This window comes from Chromohalobacter israelensis DSM 3043, assembly GCF_000055785.1.
GTDB classification, from domain to species: Bacteria; Pseudomonadota; Gammaproteobacteria; order Pseudomonadales; family Halomonadaceae; genus Chromohalobacter; species Chromohalobacter israelensis.
This window is the reverse complement of the sequence record NC_007963.1, coordinates 643,942-666,438: the sequence shown is the minus strand read 5'-3', so window position 1 is coordinate 666,438 and position 22,497 is coordinate 643,942. Positions and strand designations below refer to the sequence as shown.

At 65.4% G+C, this 22,497-nt stretch carries 20 protein-coding genes; 11 read left to right on the top strand and 9 right to left on the bottom strand.

The genetic code is table 11. From position 1 onward, the window contains the following. Positions 1–31: 31 nt before the first annotated feature. From hslU to ppk1, 10 genes are all read left to right on the top strand, one after another. Positions 32–1,357: an ATP-dependent protease ATPase subunit HslU gene (hslU, locus tag CSAL_RS03090; RefSeq protein ID WP_011505907.1), complete on the top strand. Its 1,326-nt coding sequence runs from the start codon at positions 32–34 to the stop codon at positions 1,355–1,357. A gap of 178 nt (positions 1,358–1,535) precedes the next feature. Then, positions 1,536–1,919 carry a gamma-butyrobetaine hydroxylase family protein gene (locus CSAL_RS03085; RefSeq protein WP_011505906.1) on the top strand — a complete coding sequence of 128 codons (384 nt, stop codon included), beginning with the start codon at positions 1,536–1,538 and terminating at the stop codon, positions 1,917–1,919. A gap of 100 nt (positions 1,920–2,019) precedes the next feature. Continuing rightward, positions 2,020–2,766: a bifunctional demethylmenaquinone methyltransferase/2-methoxy-6-polyprenyl-1,4-benzoquinol methylase UbiE gene (gene ubiE / locus CSAL_RS03080; RefSeq protein WP_011505905.1), complete on the top strand. Its 747-nt coding sequence runs from the start codon at positions 2,020–2,022 to the stop codon at positions 2,764–2,766. A gap of 7 nt (positions 2,767–2,773) precedes the next feature. Then, positions 2,774–3,424, top strand: coding sequence for a ubiquinone biosynthesis accessory factor UbiJ (locus CSAL_RS03075; protein ID WP_011505904.1), 651 nt, complete (start codon positions 2,774–2,776; stop codon positions 3,422–3,424). Continuing rightward, positions 3,421–5,043 (top strand): ubiquinone biosynthesis regulatory protein kinase UbiB, encoded by a 1,623-nt coding sequence (gene ubiB / locus CSAL_RS03070; RefSeq protein WP_011505903.1) that lies wholly within the window; start codon positions 3,421–3,423, stop codon positions 5,041–5,043. Before CSAL_RS03075 ends, ubiB begins: the two co-directional genes overlap by 4 nt. A 71-nt stretch (positions 5,044–5,114) precedes the next feature. Next, positions 5,115–5,453 (top strand): phosphoribosyl-ATP diphosphatase, encoded by a 339-nt coding sequence (locus CSAL_RS03065; protein WP_011505902.1) that lies wholly within the window; start codon positions 5,115–5,117, stop codon positions 5,451–5,453. 37 nt (positions 5,454–5,490) lie between these two features. Next, the gene (gene tatA / locus CSAL_RS03060) at positions 5,491–5,763 is read left to right on the top strand and encodes a Sec-independent protein translocase subunit TatA (protein ID WP_011505901.1); all 273 of its coding nucleotides are present in this window, start codon (positions 5,491–5,493) and stop codon (positions 5,761–5,763) included. 6 nt (positions 5,764–5,769) lie between these two features. Then, a complete protein-coding gene (gene tatB, locus CSAL_RS03055; RefSeq protein WP_011505900.1) occupies positions 5,770–6,189 on the top strand; it encodes a Sec-independent protein translocase protein TatB in 420 nt (139 codons plus the stop codon). Continuing rightward, entirely contained in the window at positions 6,186–6,953 is a 768-nt protein-coding gene (gene tatC, locus CSAL_RS03050; RefSeq protein WP_011505899.1) for a twin-arginine translocase subunit TatC, read from the top strand. Before tatB ends, tatC begins: the two co-directional genes overlap by 4 nt. A 138-nt stretch (positions 6,954–7,091) precedes the next feature. After that, complete coding sequence (ppk1, locus tag CSAL_RS03045; RefSeq protein WP_011505898.1) at positions 7,092–9,293, top strand: polyphosphate kinase 1; 2,202 nt, start codon at positions 7,092–7,094, stop codon at positions 9,291–9,293. A 100-nt stretch (positions 9,294–9,393) separates the two neighbouring features. Here ppk1 and CSAL_RS03040 read toward each other — a convergent pair whose 3' ends face one another. The 7 genes from CSAL_RS03040 to CSAL_RS03010 all read right to left on the bottom strand — a co-directional run bounded on the left by CSAL_RS03040 (position 9,394) and on the right by CSAL_RS03010 (position 18,557). Then, positions 9,394–11,544 (bottom strand): PhoX family protein, encoded by a 2,151-nt coding sequence (locus CSAL_RS03040; RefSeq protein WP_011505897.1) that lies wholly within the window; start codon positions 11,542–11,544, stop codon positions 9,394–9,396. Positions 11,545–11,649: 105 nt separating this feature from the next. Further along, positions 11,650–12,720 (bottom strand): 3-deoxy-7-phosphoheptulonate synthase, encoded by a 1,071-nt coding sequence (locus CSAL_RS03035; RefSeq protein ID WP_011505896.1) that lies wholly within the window; start codon positions 12,718–12,720, stop codon positions 11,650–11,652. A gap of 509 nt (positions 12,721–13,229) precedes the next feature. Beyond that, a complete protein-coding gene (gene folM, locus CSAL_RS03030; protein WP_011505895.1) occupies positions 13,230–13,943 on the bottom strand; it encodes a dihydromonapterin reductase in 714 nt (237 codons plus the stop codon). Further along, a complete protein-coding gene (locus CSAL_RS03025) occupies positions 13,940–14,752 on the bottom strand; it encodes an NAD(P)H-flavin reductase (RefSeq protein WP_011505894.1) in 813 nt (270 codons plus the stop codon). Before CSAL_RS03025 ends, folM begins: the two co-directional genes overlap by 4 nt. Beyond that, positions 14,742–16,268, bottom strand: coding sequence for a 4-hydroxy-3-polyprenylbenzoate decarboxylase (gene ubiD, locus CSAL_RS03020; protein ID WP_035414511.1), 1,527 nt, complete (start codon positions 16,266–16,268; stop codon positions 14,742–14,744). The genes CSAL_RS03025 and ubiD overlap by 11 nt, the downstream gene beginning before the upstream one ends. Positions 16,269–16,569: 301 nt before the next feature. After that, positions 16,570–17,829: a transcription termination factor Rho gene (gene rho, locus CSAL_RS03015; protein WP_011505892.1), complete on the bottom strand. Its 1,260-nt coding sequence runs from the start codon at positions 17,827–17,829 to the stop codon at positions 16,570–16,572. 398 nt (positions 17,830–18,227) lie between these two features. Next, positions 18,228–18,557, bottom strand: a complete 330-nt coding sequence (locus CSAL_RS03010) for a thioredoxin family protein (RefSeq protein ID WP_011505890.1) — start codon at positions 18,555–18,557, stop codon at positions 18,228–18,230. Between the two features lie 109 nt (positions 18,558–18,666). Between CSAL_RS03010 and ppx the strand changes: the two genes are divergently transcribed. After that, positions 18,667–20,166: an exopolyphosphatase gene (ppx, locus tag CSAL_RS03005; RefSeq protein ID WP_011505889.1), complete on the top strand. Its 1,500-nt coding sequence runs from the start codon at positions 18,667–18,669 to the stop codon at positions 20,164–20,166. Here ppx and tilS read toward each other — a convergent pair. Further along, the gene (tilS, locus tag CSAL_RS03000; RefSeq protein WP_011505888.1) at positions 20,156–21,448 is read right to left on the bottom strand and encodes a tRNA lysidine(34) synthetase TilS; all 1,293 of its coding nucleotides are present in this window, start codon (positions 21,446–21,448) and stop codon (positions 20,156–20,158) included. The two genes, ppx and tilS, sit on opposite strands and share 11 nt — an antisense overlap. Beyond that, positions 21,432–22,385, bottom strand: coding sequence for an acetyl-CoA carboxylase carboxyltransferase subunit alpha (locus tag CSAL_RS02995; RefSeq protein ID WP_011505887.1), 954 nt, complete (start codon positions 22,383–22,385; stop codon positions 21,432–21,434). The genes tilS and CSAL_RS02995 overlap by 17 nt, the downstream gene beginning before the upstream one ends. Positions 22,386–22,497: the final 112 nt, after the last annotated feature.

Genomic DNA, 22,497 nt, shown 5'->3' with positions numbered 1-22,497 from the left:
CTCACGCTCCCGGGCAGCATAGGGCCACGTCATGACACAGATGACTCCCCGCGAGATCGTCCACGCACTGGACCAGTACATCATCGGCCAGCAGGAAGCCAAGCGCTCCGTTGCCATCGCCCTGCGCAACCGCTGGCGCCGCATGCAACTCGACGACTCGCTGCGCGGCGAGGTCGTCCCCAAGAACATCCTGATGATCGGTCCGACCGGGGTGGGCAAGACCGAGATCGCCCGGCGTCTCGCCAAGCTGGCCGGCGCTCCCTTCATCAAGGTCGAGGCGACCAAGTTCACCGAGGTCGGCTATGTCGGCCGCGACGTCGAATCGATCATCCGCGACCTGGTCGAGATGGCCATGAAGATGGTGCGCGAACAGGCCAAGGAGGAAGTCGCTCACAAGGCCGAGGACGCCACCGAGGAGCGCATTCTGGATGCGCTCCTGCCGCGTCCGCGCGGCAGCGAATACGATCATGCCCGTGACGAGTCCTCGACGCGCCAGACCTTCCGCAAGAAGCTCCGCGAAGGGCAGCTCGACGACAAGGAAATCGACATCGAGATCACGCCGCAAGGCGGCGGTTTCGACATTTCCGCGCCCCCGGGCATGGAGGAAATGACCAGCCAGCTGCAGAGCATGTTCTCCAACATGGGCAAGCAGAAGTCGGAGACGCGTCGCGTCACCGTCGAGGAAGCCCGGCGCCTGCTCCACGACGAGGAAGCCGCCAAGCTGGTCAACGAAGAGCAGATCAAGCACCGCGCCATCGAGGCGGTCGAGCAGAACGGCATCGTCTTCCTCGACGAGATCGACAAGGTCGCCAAGCGCGGTGATTCCGGCAGTGGCGGCGACGTCTCCCGCGAAGGCGTGCAGCGCGACCTGCTGCCCCTGATCGAGGGCTCGACGGTGTCCACCAAGCACGGCATGGTCAAGACCGACCATATCCTGTTCATCGCCTCGGGGGCGTTCCACCTCTCCAAGCCGTCGGACCTGATTCCGGAGCTGCAGGGGCGTCTCCCGATCCGGGTCGAACTGCAGGCGCTGACGCCGGATGACTTCAAGCGCATCCTCACCGAGCCGTCCGCCGCGCTGACCAAGCAGTATCAGGCGCTGCTGGCCACCGATGGCCTGGAAGTGAACTTCACCGACGAGGGCATCGCGCGCATCGCCGAGATCGCCTGGCAGGTCAACGACGGCACCGAGAACATCGGCGCCCGTCGCCTGCACACGGTCATGGAGCGCCTGCTCGAGGAACCTTCCTTCCAGGGAGGTGACATGGCGAGCCCGCTGACCATCGACGCCGCCTATGTCGACGAGCAGCTCGGCGAACTGGCCACCGACGAAGATCTGTCCCGCTACATTCTCTAGAGCATGCGCATCGGGCTTCGGGCCACGAGCCGCTCGAAGCTCGAAGCTCGAAGCTCGAAGCTCGAAGCTCGAAGCTCGACAATCATCATGTGGCTCTCCACGCTTGAGTTAAGCGTTTTCTTCATGCATCCAGCCGCGCAGCGGCGCTCTTCCAGCTTCAAGCTCACCGGAGGTGCTCATGTCCGCTCCCATCCCGACACGCATTCACTATCACCAGCGGGCCCGCGAACTCGAGCTGGGCTACGCCGACGGGACCTCCTACCGTCTGCCGGCCGAGCTGTTGCGCGTTTACTCGCCTTCCGCCGAGGTGCGGGGGCACGGGCCGGATACCGCCGTGCTGCAGGTCGGCAAGAAGGACGTCGGCCTCAAGAACATCACCCAGGCCGGACGTTACGCGCTCAAGCTGCATTTCGACGACGGGCATGACAGCGGCCTGTACAGCTGGGATTACCTGTACGAAATGGCTCGGCACCAGTCAGGCTGGTGGGCCGACTACCTGCGGCGCCTCGAAGAAGCCGGCGCCACGCGGGAACCCTCCTCCATTACCATCAAACAGTTATGAGACACGTCGGCCGTGGCGACAAACGCCGGGGCCGACGTTACAATGCGAGACCCACTTCCACGCACCGCGCGGGCACTGCACGCCTGCCCAAGGAAAGGTCATGGACAAGCGCACGACCCACTTCGGGTACCAGGAAGTCCCGGTCGACGAGAAGGCCGACCGAGTGGCGCAGGTCTTTCACTCCGTCGCCGCCCGCTACGATGTCATGAACGACCTCATGTCGTTCGGGGTGCATCGCGTCTGGAAGCGTCTGACGCTGGAACGCGCCGGCGTTCGCCCCGGCCACCATGTCCTCGACATCGCCGGCGGCACCGGTGACCTGGCGCTGAAGTTCTCGCGTCTGGTCGGCTCCCGGGGTCGTGTGGTGCTCGCCGACATCAATGGCTCGATGCTGCGCGTGGGGCGCGACAAGCTGCTCGACAACGGCGTCGGCGACAACGTCGAATACGTGCAGGCCAACGCCGAGGCGCTGCCCTTCGCCGACAACAGCTTCGACTGCATCACCATCGCTTTCGGCCTGCGCAACGTCACCGACAAGGATGCCGCCCTGCGCTCCATGGCGCGCGTGCTGAAACCCGGCGGACGACTGCTGGTGCTGGAGTTTTCCAAGCCCTCGAGCGCCGCCCTGTCGCGCCTTTACGACGAGTACTCCTTCCGGGTCCTGCCGCGAATGGGCGAATGGGTTGCCAGCGACGGCGACAGCTACCGCTATCTGGCCGAGTCGATTCGCATGCACCCCGACCAGGAAACGCTCAAGGCGATGATGGAAAACGCCGGGCTGGAACGTGTCGAGTACACCAACATGACCGGGGGCATCGTGGCCCTCCACCGCGGCATCAAACTATGAGGCTGTCATGCCGGTGATGTTCAGCGCCTTGCTGGCCAGTGCGGAAACCCTGATCAACGGCCTTCTCGCGCACGACCCCGCCTCCCCCGCGCGCCTGGCGCAACTGGCCGGCCAGCGTCTGTCGCTGCGCCTGGAACGGCCGTCGCTGGCCGTGTTGGTACACTTCGACACCCATGGCGTCACCTTGCTTGCCCAGCACGAGCCCGAAGAGGCCGACAGCGACGTGGTCGTCGAGCTGGATGTCGAAACCCTGGGCGCGTTGCTCGGTGGCGAGCGCGTCGAATCGCTGCTGTTCGCCGGACGCCTCTCGGTGCGCGGTCGCACGCACGTGCTCGAGCGCGCCAGCGACTTGCTGAGCGACCTGGAGATCGACTGGGAGGGCGAGCTGGCTCGCTGGCTGGGCGACATGCCGGCGCACAGCTTGTCACAGGGACTGCGACGACTGAACCGCTTCGGTCTGCGCACCCGCGACGAGCTGCGCCGTGACGTTCACGAGTACCTCATCGAGGAAGCTCGCCTTCTGCCCAGCCGCACCCAATGGGATATCGCGCGCGAGCACCTGACGCAGCTGGAGCTTGCCACCGACCGCGTCGAAGCGCGCCTGGCGCGACTCGTGCGCGAGATCGAATGCCGCCGACAGGAGGAGCACGCGTCGTGAGCTTGCGGCTGTTTCGTATCGCCTGGGTGGTCGCGCGCTTCCGCCTCGACACCCTGATTCCCGTGGAGCGTCTGCCCGGCGTGCTGCGGTTCTCGATGAAGCTCTCGCCGCTACGCCTGCTTCCCACCGGCCCGCATACCCGGGGCAAGCGTCTGCGTCTGGCCCTCGAGGCGCTCGGCCCGATCTTCGTCAAGTTCGGCCAGATGCTCTCCACGCGTCGCGACCTGCTGCCACCCGACATCGCCGACGAGCTCAAGCGTCTGCAGGATCAGGTACCGCCCTTTCCCGGCGATCAGGCCTGCGCCCTGGTCGAGGAAGAGCTCGGTGTGGACATCGACGTCGCCTTCGCCGAGTTCACTCGCGATCCCTTGGCCTCCGCCTCCATCGCCCAGGTGCATGGCGCGCGCCTGCACAGCGGCGAGGATGTCGTGGTCAAGATCATCCGTCCCAACATCGACGGCGTGATGCGCAAGGACATCGGTCTGCTGTACACCTTCGCGCACCTGCTCAAGCGCGTTCCCGAGGCGCGACGCCTGCGCCCCGTCGAAGTGGTCGCCGACTACGAAGCGACCCTCTTCGACGAGCTCGATCTGCACAAGGAGGCTGCCAACACCTCGCAGCTCAAGCGCAACTTCCGCGACTCGCCGCTGCTCTACGCGCCGTCGATCCATTGGCCGCTGACGCGCAAGCGCGTGATGGTGCAGGAGCGCATCCATGGCATTCCGGTCGCCGATCTCGAAGCCTTGACAGCGGCCGGCATCGACCTGCGTCGCCTCGCCGAGCGCGGCGTGGAGATCTTCTTCACCCAGGTGTTCCGCGACAATTTCTTCCACGCCGACATGCACCCCGGCAACATCTTCGTGTCGGCCGAGAACCCTCACGATCCGCAGTACATCGCCATCGACTGCGGGATCGTCGGCAGCCTGACCCGCGAGGACCAGGACTATCTGGCCCGCAACCTGCTCGCCTTCTTTCGCCAGGACTACTACGAAGTGGCCGTGCTGCACATCGAATCGGGCTGGGTCGGAGAAGATACCCGCGCCAATGAATTCGCCGCCGCCATTCGCGCCGTCTGCGAGCCGATCCTCGAAAAGCCGCTCAAGGACATTTCCTTCGGCCAGGTCCTGCTGGGACTCTTCCAGACCGCGCGACGCTTCAACATGGAGGTTCAGCCGCAACTGGTGCTGCTGCAGAAAACCCTGCTCAACATCGAGGGACTGGGTCGCCAGCTCTATCCGGACCTGGACCTGTGGAGCACCGCCAAGCCCTATCTGGAACGCTGGATGAAGGAGCGCGCAGGGCCCCGTGGTTTCTGGGACGCGCTGACCAAGCATGCCCCGGAACTTTCGCGGCAATTGCCCGAGCTGCCGGTGCTGGCACATCAGGCGCTCGCGCGCAGCGAAGACAGCCACCGCCAGCATCGCCAGCAGACCGAGACCCTCAATGCCTTGCGGCGCCGGCTGCGCGGGACCGGCGCACGGGCGCGGCGCTTGCGCTTCGGCGCCTTGTTGCTGGCCCTGGCCCTGGCCTGGCAACCGCTGTGGGAGTGGTCGCAATCCCAGCCCTGGCCGGTGCTCGCCGCCGCCGCGCTCGGTCTGCTACTGATCGCCTGGCGTTGACGCACCACGGCATCACGCGCCATCTTGCTTATCATCCATCCATCGCCATACGATAACGAGACCGTCACATCATGAGTGATACGCTTGCCCAGCTTGCGGACGTCCTGGCCGCACGCCGCCATGCCGACCCCGAGAGCTCCTATGTCGCCAAGCTTCACGCCAAGGGACTCAACAAGATCCTGGAAAAAGTCGGCGAGGAAGCCACCGAGACCCTGCTGGCCGCCAAGGATGCCGAACATGGCGACGACGCGACACGTCAGGCAGTGGTCGCCGAAACGGCCGACCTGTGGTTTCATAGCCTGGTGATGCTGTCGCATCTGGACATCGATCACCAAGCCGTGCTGGACGAGCTGGCCCGTCGCTTCGGCGTCTCCGGCCTGGACGAGAAGGCGGCACGACAATCACGCTAATCGGCTCGGCCGTTCCCGAGCATGAAGGAGAGCTCCCATGTTAGGTGGAATCAGTATCTGGCAACTGCTGATCGTTCTCGGCATCGTCATCCTGATCTTCGGAACCAAGAAGCTGCGCAATCTCGGCAGCGATCTGGGAGGCGCCGTCAAGGGCTTCAAGAGCGCGGTCGGCGAGGAAGAGCAGAAGAAGCAGGACGGCGAGGAAACCGCTCAGCACCGCGTCGCCCACGATACCAACGAGGAGCCCCTGGACACCTCGTCGAAGGCGACGCAGTCGTCCGGAGCCGACGAAAAATCCGAGCGGAAGTAAGCCACCATGTTCGATATGGGCTTTCTCGAGCTGATGCTCATCGGCGTCGTGGCCCTGTTGGTACTGGGGCCCGAACGACTGCCCACGGCGGCGCGCACGGTGGGCCTGTGGGTCGGCAAGATCAAACGTACGGTCTCCGGCATGCAGCGGGAGATTTCCGCGCAACTCGAAGCCGAAGAGCTGCGCCAGAAGCTCAACGAGCAGCAACGCAAGCTTGACGCCGGTCTCGGCAAGGTCCGTGACGAAGTCGAACGGCACGGCGATGCGCCGTCCTCTCGTGGTGGCCAACCGCCCCCCTCGCGGACGACGCCCACGGCAGCTCGTTCCGCCGACGACACTGACGAGACTCCGCCATCGACCGCCGCCTCGCGGGAAACGCCCGAGCCCCCGGCGGCCCCCTCCGCCAAGGATTCCAACGCACCATGAGCGAGACACCGCCGCGCGAACCGGAGCAGCAGCCCCAGGCGCCCCTGATCGAACACCTGATCGAGCTACGTTCGCGGCTGGTCAAGGCGGTGGTGCTCATCCTGGCCATCTTCGCGGCGCTGTACGCGTTTTCCAACGATATCTACAGCTTCGTGGCCGACCCGCTGATGGCGCTGCTGCCGGCGGGCTCCCAGATGATCGCCACCGAAGTGGCATCGCCGTTCCTGGCGCCCTTCAAGCTGACGCTGTTCGCGGCATTGTTCATTGCCGTGCCGTTCGTGCTGTACCAGGCCTGGGCGTTCGTCGCCCCGGGCCTCTACCGGCACGAAAAGGCCCTGGCCTTTCCGCTGCTCGCCTCCAGCATCCTGCTGTTCTACGCCGGTGTGGCCTTCGCCTATTTCGTGGTCTTTCCGCTGCTGTTCGACTTCTTCGTGCACACCGGGCCGGAAAACGTCGCGGTCATGACCGATATCAATCAATACCTCAACTTCGTGCTCAAGCTGTTCTTCGCCTTCGGAGCGGCATTCGAGATTCCCATCGCCACCTTCCTGATGATCTGGACCGGTGCCACCAGCGTCGAGAGCCTGAGCAAGAAGCGTCCCTACGTCATCGTCGGCTGCTTCGTCATCGGCATGATGATGACGCCCCCCGACGTCGTCTCGCAAAGCCTCCTGGCGATTCCCATGTGGCTGCTCTTCGAGGTCGGCATTCTTTTCGGCCGCCTGGTCAGACGCCGTCGTCACGATCCCGAGGCAGACACCTGACGCGACGGGTCGTGCGGGACGCGCCGCTGCCGACCGCCTAGACTGAATACATTGAGCAACACTTGTCATGCGCCTGTCACACGCACGTGACATGCTCGCCCATCAGCGGTATATCAGTAGCGATGACGGGGACCCCAGATGGATGATACGCGCTCTTCCGATGTGCCGATCGGCACGGAAAACGCCGCCTCCCAGGACACCGGCGAGGCACCGCCGCTGCGCGTCAATCGGACGCGCACGGGGATTCACGCCAAGCCCACGCCGTCTCCCGAAGCCGATCTCGACGATCCGTCGCTGTATTTCAACCGCGAGCTGTCGCATCTGCAGTTCAATATCCGCGTGCTCGAGCAGGCCCTGGACCCTTCGCATCCACTGCTCAATCGGTTGATGTTTCTGCTGATCTTTTCCTCCAACCTGGATGAGTTCTTCGAAATTCGGGTGGCCGGGCTCAAGCATCAGATTGCCCTGTCGCGCGAGGAAAGCGGTGCCGACGGCCTGCCGCCACGCCAGGTACTGGCCGAAATCTCGCGCATCACGCATGAGCAGGTCGAACGCCAATACCATATTCTCAACGAGACGTTGATCCCGGCCCTCGAGGAGCAGGGGCTGCGCTTCCGACGCCGCACGCAGTGGACCGAGGCGCAGGCCGCATGGGTGCGCGAGTATTTCGCCGAAGAGATCATGCCGGTGATCAGTCCCATCGGCCTCGACCCCTCGCACCCCTTCCCGCGCCTGGTCAACAAGAGCCTGAACTTCATCGTCGAGCTCGAGGGCACCGACGCCTTCGGTCGCGAGGGGGGCATGGCCATCCTGCCCGCGCCGCGCTCGCTGCCACGCTTGATGCGCCTGCCGAGCGAGCTGTGCGAATCCGGCTACACCGAGTACGTGTTTCTCTCCTCGATGATCCACGCCCATGCCCAGGAGGTCTTCCCCGGCATGGAAGTGCGTGGCTGCTACCAGTTCCGCCTGACGCGCAACGCCGATCTGGCCGTCGACCCCGAGGACGTCTCGGACCTGGCCTCGGCACTGCGCGGCGAGCTGCTGGCGCGGCGCTACGGCAGCGGCGTGCGTCTGGAAGTCGCCGACAACTGCCCCGATCAACTCTCGCGTTTCCTGCTGACCCAGTTCGAACTCGACGAGGCGGACCTGTACCGCGTTTCCGGCCCCGTCAATCTGACGCGCTTGATGTCGGTACTCAGCGACGTCGACCGCCCCGACCTGCTGTATCGCACCTTCACGCCGGGGTTGCCGCGTCAGGTGAAGAGCGATGTCAGCCTGTTCACCCAGATCGCCCAGAGCGACATCTTGCTGCATCATCCTTTCCAGTCCTTCTCGCTGATCGAGGACTGGCTTCAAGAGGCGGCCGACGATCCCGACGTGCTGGCGATCAAGCAGACCCTCTACCGGACCGGCGCGGACTCGCCCATCGTCGGCGCCCTGGTCAATGCGGCGCGCAACGGCAAGGAAGTCACCGTGGTCATCGAGTTGCGCGCCCGTTTCGACGAGGCCGACAACCTGGCACTGGCCTCGCGCCTGCAAGAAGCCGGCGCCATCGTCATCTACGGGGTCATGGCCTACAAGACGCATGCCAAGATGCTCCATGTGGTACGCCGCGAACGCGGCGCCTTGCGCTATTACGCGCACCTGGGCACCGGCAACTACCACTCCAAGACCGCCAAGCTGTATACCGACTACAGCCTGCTCACCGCCAACGAAACGCTCTGTGAAGACGTGCACATGGTCTTCCAGCAACTCTCGGGGATGGGCAAGCCGCGCCAGATCGACACCCTGCTGCATGCGCCCTTCGTGCTGCATGACCGCCTGGTGGCCATGATCGATCGCGAAGCGCGTCAGGCCGAAAAAGGTCACAAGGCGCAGCTGATCATCAAGTGCAACTCGCTGACCGAGCCGCAGTTGATTCGCGCGCTCTACCGCGCCTCGCGCGCCGGCGTGCAGTGCGATCTGATCATTCGTGGCATGTGCTGCCTGCGCCCCGGGGTCGAGGGCGTCTCCGAGAACATCCGGGTGCGCTCGATCATCGGCCGCTTTCTGGAACACACGCGGGTGTTTCACTTTCACAACGGCGGCAAGCCCGAGACCTGGTGCTCCAGTGCCGACTTCATGGAGCGCAACATGTTCCGCCGCGTGGAGACCTGCTTCCCGCTCCTCGACAAGAAGATCGCCCAACGGGTGCGCAAGGACCTGGCCACCTACCTGGTGGACAACTGCCAGAGCTGGGAGCTGCTCAGCGACGGCCGCTATCAACTGCTCGATGCCGGTGACGCCGAGCCCATCAGCGCCCAGGAGACATTGCTCTACGCCTACGCGGCCAAGTCCTGAGTCGACGCTCGTCGACAGCTTGCGGAATCCACTCCCCGGAAACGCCAACCCCTCCGAGGCATGACCTCGGAGGGGTTGTCTTGTCGCCTCAAGCCTTCAGCTACACGCCGATCTGCCCACCGTCGGCTTTCTGGATCACGACCGTGGCGGCCCGCGGGCGCACGCTACCGGCGGCAACCTTCGTGGCATCCTGCGTCACCGCATCGGGATCCGCCGGCCAATTGCCGGGATGCTGGATGTTGATGAACAGCGCCGTCTTGTCCGGCGTGGCGAAGATGCCGGTCACCTCGCAATCGTTGGGGCCCACCGCAAACCGCTTGAGTTGCTGCTGGTTGGCGGCCCCCACCACCGACGCCTGGCCGCTCTCGCGTGACAGAGCCGCCGGTACCACCGCCAGCACCTGGTCGTTGGTCTGCTCGGCGACACCGTCGTAGCCATTGTCGGTCTCGATCCACAGAATGCCCTGGCCGTCACCGCGATCGTCGTACCACAGGCCATCGGGGCTGGCGAACTGGTTGCGCTCGGTCAGCCCCGACAGGTTGTCGGCATCGTCTGCGGCGGCGCCGAACACGAACACCTCCCAGTCGAAACGGGTGGCGTCGTCGCCCCGCTCCCGCCAGCGGATCACCTGCCCCGCCTCGTTGTCGGCGCGCGGGTTGGCGGCATTGGCAGGGGCCGTGGCATAACCCACGCCTGCCGCCTCGATGGCGTCGCCTTCATTGGTGAAGGTCGGTGCCGAATCGGCCTCGGTGCGCCGGGAATTGTTGGTCAACGTCATGTAGACCTCGCCGGAGCTCGGGTCCACGGTCCCCCACTCGGGACGGTCCATGGGTGTCGCGCCGAGCAGGTCGGCGGCGTCGCAGGTATGCACGATGACGCCCGCGCGGTCGTCTTCCGCCAGCGACAAGGCCTCGGCCAGCGTGCGGCCGTCCGCCACGCGCGTGTCCGGCTCGAGCGCCAGCCATTCCCCGCCGCCATCGGCATCGAAACGCGCCACGTAAAGCGTTCCCTCGTCCATGTACTTGGCGCCCAGCGCGAGACGGTCATATGCCTCGCCGGGGCGGTTGGCATCCGCCGGGTCCCACTTGGCGTCGGACACGAACTTGTAGATGTACTCGTTGCGGGCGTCATGCCCGGAATAGAAGACGACCGGCTCGCCGGCGACCAGCTTGCCCGGCCAGCAGCCCTCGTGGCGAAAGCGTCCCAGCGCGGTGCGCTTCACGGCGCGGGACTGGCCATCGTACGGATCGATCTCCACGATATAGCCGAAGGTGCGCGTCTCGTTGCGATAGTCGTCCCGCGGCCCGTTGCCACGCGGGGTGACATCGAATCGCGCGAACTCGTCGTCGCGCTCGCCCTCGCTGCCGGCCGCGGTCTCCCAGCCGTAGCGCCCGCGCTCGGTGGGCAGCCCCAGGCGCGCATCGTCGGCGTGGCGCTCGCCGGTATTGACGAACACCTCCGGCCAGTTTTCCTCGCAGGTCAGGTAGGTGCCCCATGGGGTATACCCGTTGGCACAGTTGTTGTTGGTGCCGCGTGTATGCGTGCCTTCCGGGGAATAACGCGTCCTGACGTAATCGCTGCCGGCCACGGGGCCCGCCAGCTCCATCGGCGTGGCACTGGTGAAGCGCCGGTTGCGGGCATCGTCCGGCACATGCGTCCAGCGCCCCTCGGCGTCCTTGCGTACCCTGACCAGGGTGATCCCGTGCGCGTTGATCTCGGTGCGCACCTCATCGGCCGGCCGCCTGCCGCTGTCGGCATTCGTCGGCCCGCCCTGCGGCGCCCACAATGCCGCCTGATCGATGTATTCGTTGTTGAGGGCGAGCAGGAAATCCCGCGAGGCATTGTCCGCATCGAGCGCAAAGGCATGCATGCCATCGTGATGCATGCCCACGCGCTCGGCCTGCGCCTCGGCGGTCATGCGCATGTCGTGCTTCCACTCCGCCGCCGCGCCGTTCAGCGGCGTTCCCCAGGGGACCAGGACCTGAGCGGTATAGCCCTCGGGCACCACCACGGCATCGGTGCGCGAGCCGCGCAGCGACTCGAACGCCAGGGCCAGCGGCGTCTTGCCGCTCCCGCTTTCCTGGGCATTGGCGAGGTTGAGCCCGCCGATGCCGCCCAACATGCCCAGAGCGGCCAGACTCAGGCCTCCCCGCATGATGTCGCGTCGCGAGACATGTCGAGCCAGCACCGACGAGAACGGTTCGTTGGTGCCGGGATTGAAATTGCGCTGGGTTTCGATTTCCTTGCTCATGGTCTCTCCTCACGGGCCGGCGACCGCTCGGGGTCGCATCACGAAGCTCCTGTGAGGCACTACCCTAGCCGCGCCATGTGACAACGCCATGAAGCCGGGACACGGTCAACGCGCGACACCGCCCAGCCGCTCGGCGGCCAGCGTGAGCAAGTGCTCGGTCGCTTCCCAGCCCAGGCAGGCATCGGTGACGGAGACGCCATAGCGCAACGCGCCCAGCTTGAGCGGCTGCTTGCCCTCGTGCAAATAGCTTTCGAGCATGACGCCGATCACGTCGTGATTGCCGGCCAAGCGCTGTTCGAGCACATCCAGCATGACCTCGGTCTGGCGGCGGTGATCCTTGCGCGAATTGGCATGGCTGCAATCGACCATCAAACGCGGCGTGATACCGGCCGCCTGCAGATCCAGCCGACAGGCGCGCATCGAAGCCGCATCGTAGTTCGGCTTGCCGTGACCGCCACGCAGCACGACATGGGTATGCGGATTGCCCCGGGTCTCGCGCATCGCCGGACGCCCGGCATCGTCGATGGCGAAATGACGATGCGGATGCGCGGCCGACTGCATCGCGGCGATGGCCACGTCGACGCTGCCATCGGTGCCGTTCTTGAATCCCACCGCGGCCTGCAGGCCACTGGCCAGTTCGCGATGCACCTGGGATTCGGTGGTACGTGCGCCGATGGCGACCCAACTGAGCAGATCCTCGAGGTAAGGTGCCGTCATCGGATGCAGCAACTCGGTGGCCACGGGCATGCCCAGGGCGGCGATGTCGCGCATCAGGCGCCGCGACACTTCCAGGCCATGTGCCATGTCGTCGCTGCCATCCAGATGGGGATCGTAGGCCAGGCCTTTCCAGCCCACGGTGGTACGCGGCTTCTCGATGTAGACGCGCATCACCATCAGCAGGCGATCGTCGAGACGCGCGGCAAGCTCGCTGAGCTTCTCGGCATACGCCAATGCCGCCTGCGGGTCATGGATCGAGCAAGGGCCGACGACCACCAGAAGGCGATCATCCCGTCCGTCGAGGACCGCCTGGACGGCGTCGCGCTGTTGCGCGATGCGGGCTTCGAGGGCCGGGGCCAGCGGTATGCGCTGCTTGAGCTCACCCGGCGTGGGCAATGGGTGGTGCGAGGGCGACGCGGTGGCGTCGGGGTGTTGGGGCATCGTCAAGGGTGCGTTCATGTCGAGTCTCTTGGCTGGGCTGTCCGTCACGGGCGGACAGCGGAACTTCGTGTTCGGCGGACGCCACCCAGCGTGTCACGGTCGGAGGTGGCAACTGGGGCCGACCGTTCGTCGCTAAATCGCCAATAATATAGTGTGCCCTTGCCTTGCCATGTGCCGCCGAACTCGATCATGTTTCGCTCCCGTGTCGTTCATCAATGTTGGGTGGATTAAACGCAAGAACCCCCGGTCGGGTTGCCGACCGGGGGTTCTAAGACGCAGGAGGCAACCCGGGGTTGGGCGTGCCTCGCGGCGTGTCAGGCCATCAGACCTGAGCGCCGGGCACGCCGGTGCTAAACCAATACCAATAGCCGAAGCCGACACTCGCGCACGCCGCATTCCCGGCCACGGGGGCCGGTTGGGGACGCGCGTTCGAGGTGAATGATGCTATTGGCATGGGTTGACTCCAGAACATGGCCTCATCCTACACGGCTGTCGTCATTTGACAAGTGCACGCCGGCCGATGCCCCTCAGCGCAAGTGCCGCCCGCCGTCCACGGGCAGGATCGCACCGGTCACGAAATCGTTGTCGAGCAGATAACGCAGCGTCTGATAGATCACGCCCGGCCCCGGCACCTTGGCCATCAGCGACTTGGCCTTGGCCTTCTCGGCATAGGCCTCGTCGTCACCTTCGTTGAGCATGATCAGGGCTGGCGCGATGGCATTGACCTGGATGCTCGGCGCGTACATCGCCGCGAAGGACAGGGTCAGATTGTCCAGTCCCGCCTTGGTCGCCGCGTAGGCGGCATGCTTGCGCGACCCCTTCTGACTGACGTAATCGGTCATGTGGATGATGTCGCGCTGGGGCTCCTGGCAGGCGTCGAGCAATTCACGAGCATGCAGGTTGATCAGGTACGGCGCCTGCATGTGCACGCGGAACAACCGTTCGAAATTGGCGCCGGCGTCATCGCCGAGACTGTCCGGCGCCCAGTCGCTGGCGTTGTGGACGATGGCGCGCAGCGACGACGTCTGTGCCTTCAGGCGGGCGATGAAGTCGAGGATGCCTGCTTCGCTCGAGAAATCCGCCTGCAGGGTCACGGCACCACGCTGGCGCAAGGCGTCCAGTGCCTCGCGCTCGCGCCGGTAGCTCAATATCACCGGCTGGCCATCGTCGAGCAGACGCTCCACGCAATGACGCCCGAGGCGCTGGGCGCCCCCGGTCACGAGAATCGGCGACTGGCTCATGCATCATCCTCCGCACGACGCTCCCCGGGTGACAGCGGGGCTTTTTCGCTAACCTCTTCCGGCAGGGGGATCAACGGTACGCGCGGCGCATAGGCGAAGACATCGGAAAACACTCGCTCGGGGTCGAGCCCCAGCGGGGCCAGAGTGTCGATGCAGGCGTACACCATGCCCGGCGAGCCGGACAGGTAGACATCGTCGCCGGAGATGTCGCCGTGGCACTCGGCAAGCACCTCGTCGATGCGGCCGATGTGCCGCGTCACGCCGGCCGGCGCGCTCAGCGCGGGCTCGCTGTCCTCGACCACGGTATGCACGTCGAGGTGGGGATGCGTGGCGGCCCATTCGAGCGCCAGACTTTCCAGGTACAGGTCACGGGGCGACTTGACTGCCCACCACAGCCGAATCGGCCCCGGGTGATCGTTGGCCAGCGCCGCCTCGACGATCGCCTTCATCTGGGCGAATCCCGTCCCGGCGGCGATCAGCGTCAAGGGACGCCGACTGCGGGTATCGAGCACGCAGCCACCATTGGGCAGACGCACCGTCAGTCGCGCGGCGTGCACCAGCAATTCGCGCAGGCGGGCCGAATTGCTGCGCTCCGGCCAGTGCTGCACGTGCAGCTCGATGACCCCGTCATCGGCATGCGCGTTGGCGATGGAAAACGGTACCCAGGTTTGCTCATCAAGCTTGAGTTCCAGGTACTGCCCCGGCGCATGCGCAATGGCTTCGCGGCGTCCCGTCAAATGGACGCGGAATACGTCGGGCGTCAGATCCTCGACCGACGTGACTTGGCAGGTCAGTGTCTTAGACGTCATCGTGTCCTCGTTCGTCGCTCGGGGGCGAATGGCGGGGTGGCGGTGGCGGCGTGGCGATGCCGTATTCCCCCCAGCGCTCATCGACGCGCCGCTTGACGGCCTCGTCCATGACGATGGGGGTCCCCCACTCGCGCTGGGTCTCGCCCGCCCATTTGGTCGTCGCGTCGAGCCCCATCTTCGAGCCCAGCCCCGCGGTCGGCGAGGCGAAGTCGAGATAATCGATGGGGGTGTTTTCGACCATCACCGTGTCGCGTGCCGGGTCCATGCGGGTCGTGATCGCCCAGATCACGTCCTCCCAGTTGCGCGCGTCGACATCGTCGTCGAGGACGATCACGAACTTGGTGTACATGAACTGGCGCAGGAAGCTCCATACGCCCATCATCACGCGCTTGGCGTGCCCCGGATACTGCTTTTTCATGGTCACCACCGCCATGCGATAGGAGCAGCCTTCCGGGGGCAGGTAGAAATCGACGATTTCGGGGAATTGCTTGCGCAGGATCGGCACGAACACTTCGTTGAGCGCCAACCCCAGAATGGCGGGCTCGTCCGGCGGACGCCCGGTATAGGTCGAATGATAGATCGGATCGCGGCGATGGGTGATCCGCTCGACAGTGAACACCGGGAAGGTCTCGACCTCGTTGTAATAGCCGGTATGGTCGCCGTAGGGGCCTTCGGGAGCGGTGTCATCAGGGTAGATGTAGCCCTCGAGGACGATCTCGCTGGACGCCGGCACCTCGAGATCGGCATGCCCGCACTTGACCAGCTCGGTGCGTGATCCGCGCAGCAGCCCCGCGAACGCGTACTCGGAGAGGTTGTCGGGTACCGGCGTCACCGCGCCCAGGATGGTCGCCGGATCGGCGCCCAGTGCGACGGCGACCGGAAACGGCTCGCCGGGATGCGCACTCTGCCATTCCTGGAAGTCGAGCGCGCCGCCGCGGTGCGAGAGCCAGCGCATGATCAGGCGGTTCTTGCCCAGCTTCTGCTGGCGGTATATCCCCAGGTTCTGGCGCGTCTTGTTCGGCCCTTTGGTCACCACCAGCGACCAGGTCACCAGCGGCGCCACGTCGCCCGGCCAGCAATGCTGGATCGGCAGGCGGTCGAGGTCGACGTCGTCGCCTTCCAGGATCACTTCCTGACAGGGCGCCTTGCGCAGCGTCTTGGGCCCCATGCTCATCGCCTGCTTGAAGATCGGCAGCTTTTCCCAGGCATCGCGAAAGCCCTTGGGCGGCTCCGGCTCCTTGAGAAACGCCAGCAGCTCGCCGACCTCGCGCAGCGCGGCGGTCGAGTCCTGGCCCATGCCCAGCGCGACCCGCTCCGGCGTGCCGAACAGGTTGCCCAGCAACGGCATGGCGTGGCCCTTGACGTTCTCGAACAGCAACGCCGGCCCCCCGGCCCGCAGGGTGCGGTCGCAGATTTCGGTGATCTCCAGGTAGGGATCGACCTCCGCCGTCACCCGCGTGAGCTCGCCACGTGCTTCCAGCGCCGCGATGAAATCGCGCAAGTCCCGATACTTCATGTGGTTTTCCGTGCCAGAACGCGAAAAAGGGCAGCATAACATGCCGCCCCTTTCATTGACCGCCCATCGACCTTCAGCCCGGCGATATCTTGCACGCGTCAGCCGGGGCAGGCCTTCCGAAGGCGCTATGACTCCATCCCTGGGCGCCACTCGCCTCAGCATATTATCAAGCGTTGAGAGCTGGCCGCAGCGAGCGAAGGCAAAACAAGGCGAACTCCGGCGAGCCAGCGGGGTGTACTTTAGTACATGAGCATGGCGAACCGGAGTTCAACGCCGTGTTGCCGAGCGCAGCAGGCCAGAATCAACGCCTTTTCATGGCCTCGAAGAATTCGATATTCGTCTTGGTATCCTTCAGACGATCGATCAGAAACTCCGTCGCCGCCACGTCGTCCATCGGATTGAGCAGCTTGCGCAGGATCCACATGCGCTGCATTTCTTCCTCGGAGGCGATGAGGTCCTCGCGACGCGTGCCGGAGCGGCGGATGTTGAGCGCCGGATAGACGCGCTTCTCGGCCAGCTTGCGGTCGAGGTGCGCTTCCATGTTGCCGGTCCCCTTGAACTCCTCGAAGATGACCTCGTCCATCTTGGAACCGGTGTCCACCAGCGCCGTGGCGATGATGGTCAGGCTGCCGCCTTCCTCGATGTTGCGCGCGGCCCCGAAGAAACGCTTGGGCTTCTCGAGCGCATGCGCGTCGACACCGCCGGTCAGCACCTTGCCGGACGACGGCACCACGGTGTTGTAGGCGCGCGCCAGGCGCGTGATGGAATCGAGCAGCACCACCACGTCGCGCTTGTGCTCGACCAGGCGCTTGGCTTTCTCGATGACCATCTCGGCGACCTGAACGTGACGCGCGGGCGGCTCGTCGAAGGTCGAGGCCACCACTTCGCCACGCACGGTGCGCGACATCTCGGTGACCTCCTCGGGCCGCTCGTCGATCAGCAGCACGATCAGGTGACACTCGGGGTTGTTGCGCGTGATGGACGTGGCGATGTTCTGCAGCATCAGCGTCTTGCCCGCCTTGGGGGGCGAGACGATCAGGCCACGCTGGCCCTTGCCGATGGGCGATGTGAGGTCGATCACCCGCGAGGTCAGATCCTCGGTCGAACCGTTGCCGATCTCCATCACCATGCGTTCCTGAGGGAACAGCGGCGTCAGGTTCTCGAACAGGATCTTGTGCTTGGCGTTTTCCGGCCGATCGAAGTTGATCTCGTTGACCTTGAGCAGCGCGAAATAGCGCTCCCCTTCCTTCGGCGGCCGGATCTTGCCGGCGATGCTGTCGCCCTTGCGCAGGTTGAAACGGCGAATCTGCGACGGCGAGACATAGATATCGTCGGGGCCGGCCAGATAGGAGCTATCGGCACTGCGCAGAAAGCCGAAGCCGTCCTGCAGGATTTCCAGCACCCCATCGCCATAGATATCTTCGCCACTTTTCGCGTGCTTCTTGAGAATGGCAAAGATGATGTCTTGTTTACGCGAACGCGCCAGATTGTCGATGCCCATTTCCCGGGCAATATCCAGCAGTTCGGGAACGGTTTTTTGCTTGAGTTCGGTAAGATTCATCGGTTTCGTCAGAGATTGCTCGTGTCGGCGAGGCAATGGGATTGCCGGACAAAAGACAGGAGGCGGTTGTGCGCCGCGCGGTGCGTTCAGAGGGCCCCAGGAAATCCTTTCCACTCGTCGCATTCATGCATCAAGGCATCGCCGCGCGAGGGGTAAGCGAAAAAATGGCATTGAGAGATCGGTTCGCGTCGCCTGACGCCATGCCCAGCTCCTGATGGAAGGCTTGGCGAGACAAGAATACTTGGGGCGATCTGACGACTTGAAGGACCGCGACGGCGTTGCCGCGTGACGGTCAGGAAGCATTCGGAACAGGCGAACAACCCGATGGTAGTCAAGCCGACAGGCAAACGCAAGCCCCTTCGGCTCCCTGCCGGCGCGACCGCACGGCATGCAACGGTTCAAGACGTCAGTTGCGCATCGAGCCAGCCTTCGAGTTGTGTCGTGGACAATGCCCCCACCCGCGAACTTTCCATGCTCGCGCCGACGAACAGGACCAGGGTCGGCATGCCCCGTACGCCGTACTTGTCCGCCGTGGCCGGGTTGAGGTCCACGTCGCACAATGCCACCTGCAGGGCGTCGCGGGCGGCAGCCAGGGCGGACAAACGCGACCGCAGCTCCCGACAGGGCGCGCACCAGGCGGCCACGAACGCCACCAGGACGGGCGTCTGGGGCTCCAGGACTCGCTCCTCGAAGGTGTCGTCCGTGACCTCGATCAATCGCTCGCTCATGTCGGCCCTCTCTTGTGTCGTATTCTGTCATCGAACGCCACATGGCGGTAATTGACAAGCACCGGACAGCCCCGCAACCTTGCTCCATTACTGTGCAAAGGACCCTCGCATGAGCAGTCGCTACCCGGCTCCCCGACGTCTCGCCGCCATCGACCTGGGATCGAATAGCTTCCACCTGCTGGTCGCCAATCATTATGCCGGCCAGCTGCAGGTCGTCGCCAAACTGGGCGAGAAAGTGCAGCTGGCAGCGGGGCTCGACGAAGACGAGCGGCTCGATGACGACGCCATGCAGCGCGCCCTGGACTGCCTGGAACGCTTCGCGCCGTATCTGAGCGGACTCGCGGCCAGCGATGTCCGCATCGTGGGAACCAACGCCCTGCGCGCAGCGCGCAACCGCCAGGCACTGATCGACCGCGCCGAGGCCTTGATCGGCCACCCCATCGAGATCATTGCCGGTCGCGAGGAAGCCCGCCTGATCTACCTGGGGGCCGCGCATGCACTGGCCGAGGTGCATGGACGACGACTCATCGTCGACATCGGCGGCGGCTCCACCGAGCTCATCATCGGCGAGCGCTTCGAACCGCTGGCGCTGGAAAGTCTGCACATGGGCTGCGTGGCCTATACGCAGCGTTTCTTCGCCAACGGCGACATCAGCGAAAAGGCCTTTCGCGCGGCCGAGCTCGCCGCGCTTTCCGAGCTGGCCAACATTCGCCGTCCCTACCAGGAGCTTGGCTGGCAGGACCCGGTGGGGTCCAGCGGTACCATCAAGGCCATCGCCGCCGTGCAGGCCGCAAGCGGCGATGCGCCGGAAGGCATGATCACGCGTCAGGGGCTGAAGAACCTGCGCGGCCGGCTGCTGAAGTGCAAGAAGCTCGACAAGGTCGCCATGGAGGGGCTCAAGAGCGACCGGGCACGGGTATTCCCGGCCGGCGTGGCAATCCTGTGTGCCATCTTCGAGGCCTTCGACCTGGAACGCATGCGCTACTCCGACGGCGCCCTGCGCGAAGGCGTGCTCTACGACCTCCTCGGCCGCAACACCACCGAGGACTCCCGCGCGGCGGCCCTGCTCACCCTGCGCCGACGCTTCGACGTGGACGCCCGCCAGGCCAACAACGTGCGGGCCACCGCCGACCATCTGGTCACACAAGTCGCCGATCACTGGTCGCTGAGTCAGGAACAATGCCAGTTTCTGGCGTGGGGCGCCGAACTGCATGAGATTGGCCTGGCGATTTCCCACAGCCAGTTCCACCGGCATGGCGCCTACCTGCTGGAGAACTCCGACCTGGCCGGGTTCTCGCGCCCCGAGCAGCAGGCCCTGGCCTTCCTGGTGCGTGCGCATCGCCGCAAGTTTCCCGGCAAGGAGCTCGACGCCCTCCCGGCCGCCGCGCGTACCACCTACGCACGGCTGGCACGCCTGCTGCGCCTGGCGGTGGCCCTCAACCACTCACGCCCCGAGCAGCCGCCCCGCGATGTGACGCTGCGAGCCGATGGCGAGACCCTCTACGTGGACCTCGACCAGGCCAGCGATCAGCCCCTGCTGAGCGCCGACCTGGAACAGGAAGCGCTCTATCAGCGCAACGCCGGGTTTCGGCTCGAGCTCAGCCGCTAGTCGGCATCGCCCGCAGCCGCCAGCCCTCGGCGGCGGCGATGCCCAGTACCCCGACCAGGGTCTCGCCCTCCCAGACCAGCCATACGCGTTCGCGCTGCCAGGGGGGAATCCCGGCTTCCTGCAGAAGCCGCTTGACGTCGCGCCGGCCGCGTCCCGCCACGCGCAGCGTCTCGCCGCCCCGTCGCCGGCCCAGCGTGAGACGGACATCACGCGGCGACTCGGCTACCAGCTGCCAGTCCAGAGGGCCCGACGGCGTTTCCAGAGGAGTGACGCCATCCCACACGGCTTGCCAGTCGACATCGACAGGCTCGCGCGGCGCCAGCAGATGGAGGTGCCCTTGCCAGCGCCGGGCTTCCCCGCCCGGCCAGTCGACATGGATCTGTGCGTCGCCGCGCGCCTCGAGCTGTTCGAGCAGGCTCTCGAGACGCGCCCGCGGCGGCGTGGGCAGAGAGAGTTGCCGACAGGCGTGGCGCACGAGAAGCCGCTGGCGTGGGCGGGACAGCGCCAGGAGATCCGCCACCGGCAAGCAGGCGGCGTCGCCGCCCAGGGCCTGCAAGGTTTCCCCCGCCAGCTCTTCCAGTAACGCATCGCTCTCGCCCAGCTGCTCGGCGGTGCGTGACAGCGACGTCGCCGCCTCCGGCCAGCGTGACGCCAGCGCCGGCATGACGCTACGCCGCAGATAGTTGCGGTCGAAGCGTTCGTCGGCGTTGCTCGGATCGTCGATCCAGCGCAGGCCGCGCGCCTCGGCCTCGCGCGCGAGCGCCGCCCGCGTCACGGACAGCCAGGGCCGGACCATGACACGCCCCTGCCATTCGCGCCTTTCGGGCATGGCGGCCATGCCGCGCAAGCCGCTGCCTCGCAGTCCCGCCAGCAACAGGGTCTCCGCCTGGTCGTCGGCGTGCTGGGCAAGCAATAGCGTCTCGCCCGGCGCGACGCGCCTGGCAAAGGCCGCCAGCCGAGCATCGCGGGCGTGAGCTTCGAGTCCCCGTGCACCGCGCTCGACCCTGGCGCGCTCCACGAACAACGGCACCCCGAGACGGCCGCACAGCCACCGCGCATGCGCCTCGAAGTCGGCAGCGGCGTCCTGCAGGCCGTGATTGACGTGCACCGCATAGAGCGGTCGCGGATGGCGGCGGCAGGCGGCGACTGCGAGTGTCAGCAGCAGCGACGAATCCAGTCCGCCGGAAAGGGCCACCCAAACGCAACGCCCCGGCGAGGTCATCGCCAGGGCGTCAACGACAAGGGCGTCGGGGGAGGACGATGCGTTATTGGGGCGCGCCATAACTCATCAGGCGCTCGTAACGGCGCGACAGCAGATCGTCCATTTCCATGGACTCCAGTCGCTCGAGGCTGGCACCCAGCGCGTCCTTGATATGACCGGCCATCTTCTGGGGGTTGCGATGCGCACCTCCCAACGGCTCCTTGATCAGCGTGTCGACGAAGCCCAGCTCCTTGAGGCGTTCGGCGGTAATGCCCATGGCCTGAGCGGCTTCGGACGCCTTCTCGGCACTCTTCCACAGAATCGAGGCGCAGCCCTCGGGAGAGATCACCGAATAGGTGGAATACTGCAGCATCTGCAGCTCGTCGCAGACGCCGATGGCCAGCGCCCCGCCGGAACCGCCCTCGCCCACGACGGTGGCGACGATCGGGGTCCTGAGGCGCGACATGACCGCCAGGTTATAGGCGATCGCCTCGCTCTGGCCGCGCTCCTCGGCATCGATGCCGGGATAGGCACCCGGGGTGTCGATGAACGTCAGTACCGGCATCTTGAAGCGCTCGGCCATCTCCATCAGTCGGCACGCCTTGCGATAGCCTTCCGGACGCGGCATCCCGAAGTTGCGGCGCACCTTTTCCTTGACGTCGCGTCCCTTCTGATGGCCGATGAGCATCACCGGCTTGTCGTCGAGACGCGCCACGCCGCCCACGATCGCGGCGTCGTCGGCGAAGTTCCGATCGCCGTGCAGCTCGTCGAAATCGCTGAACAGGCTCTCGACGTAATCGAGCATGTACGGGCGCTGCGGGTGGCGCGAGAGTTGCGACACCTGCCAGGCACTGAGATCGCGAAAGATCGATTCGGTGAGCTTGCGATTCTTGTCTTCGAGCTTGCCGATCTCGTCGCTTAAGCTGATTCCGCTGTCGTTACCGACCAGGCGCAGCTCTTCGATCTTGGCTTCCAGCTCGGCGATCGGCTGTTCAAAGTCCAGGTAATTGGGGTTCATAGAGCGTCTACTTTGTGGTCTTGGGCAGCCCGGGGCCGCACGTCCGATGCCGCGCGAGGCGACGCTGTGACGGACAGGGCATGGCGCCAACCGGCCGTAAACAGGCATTATC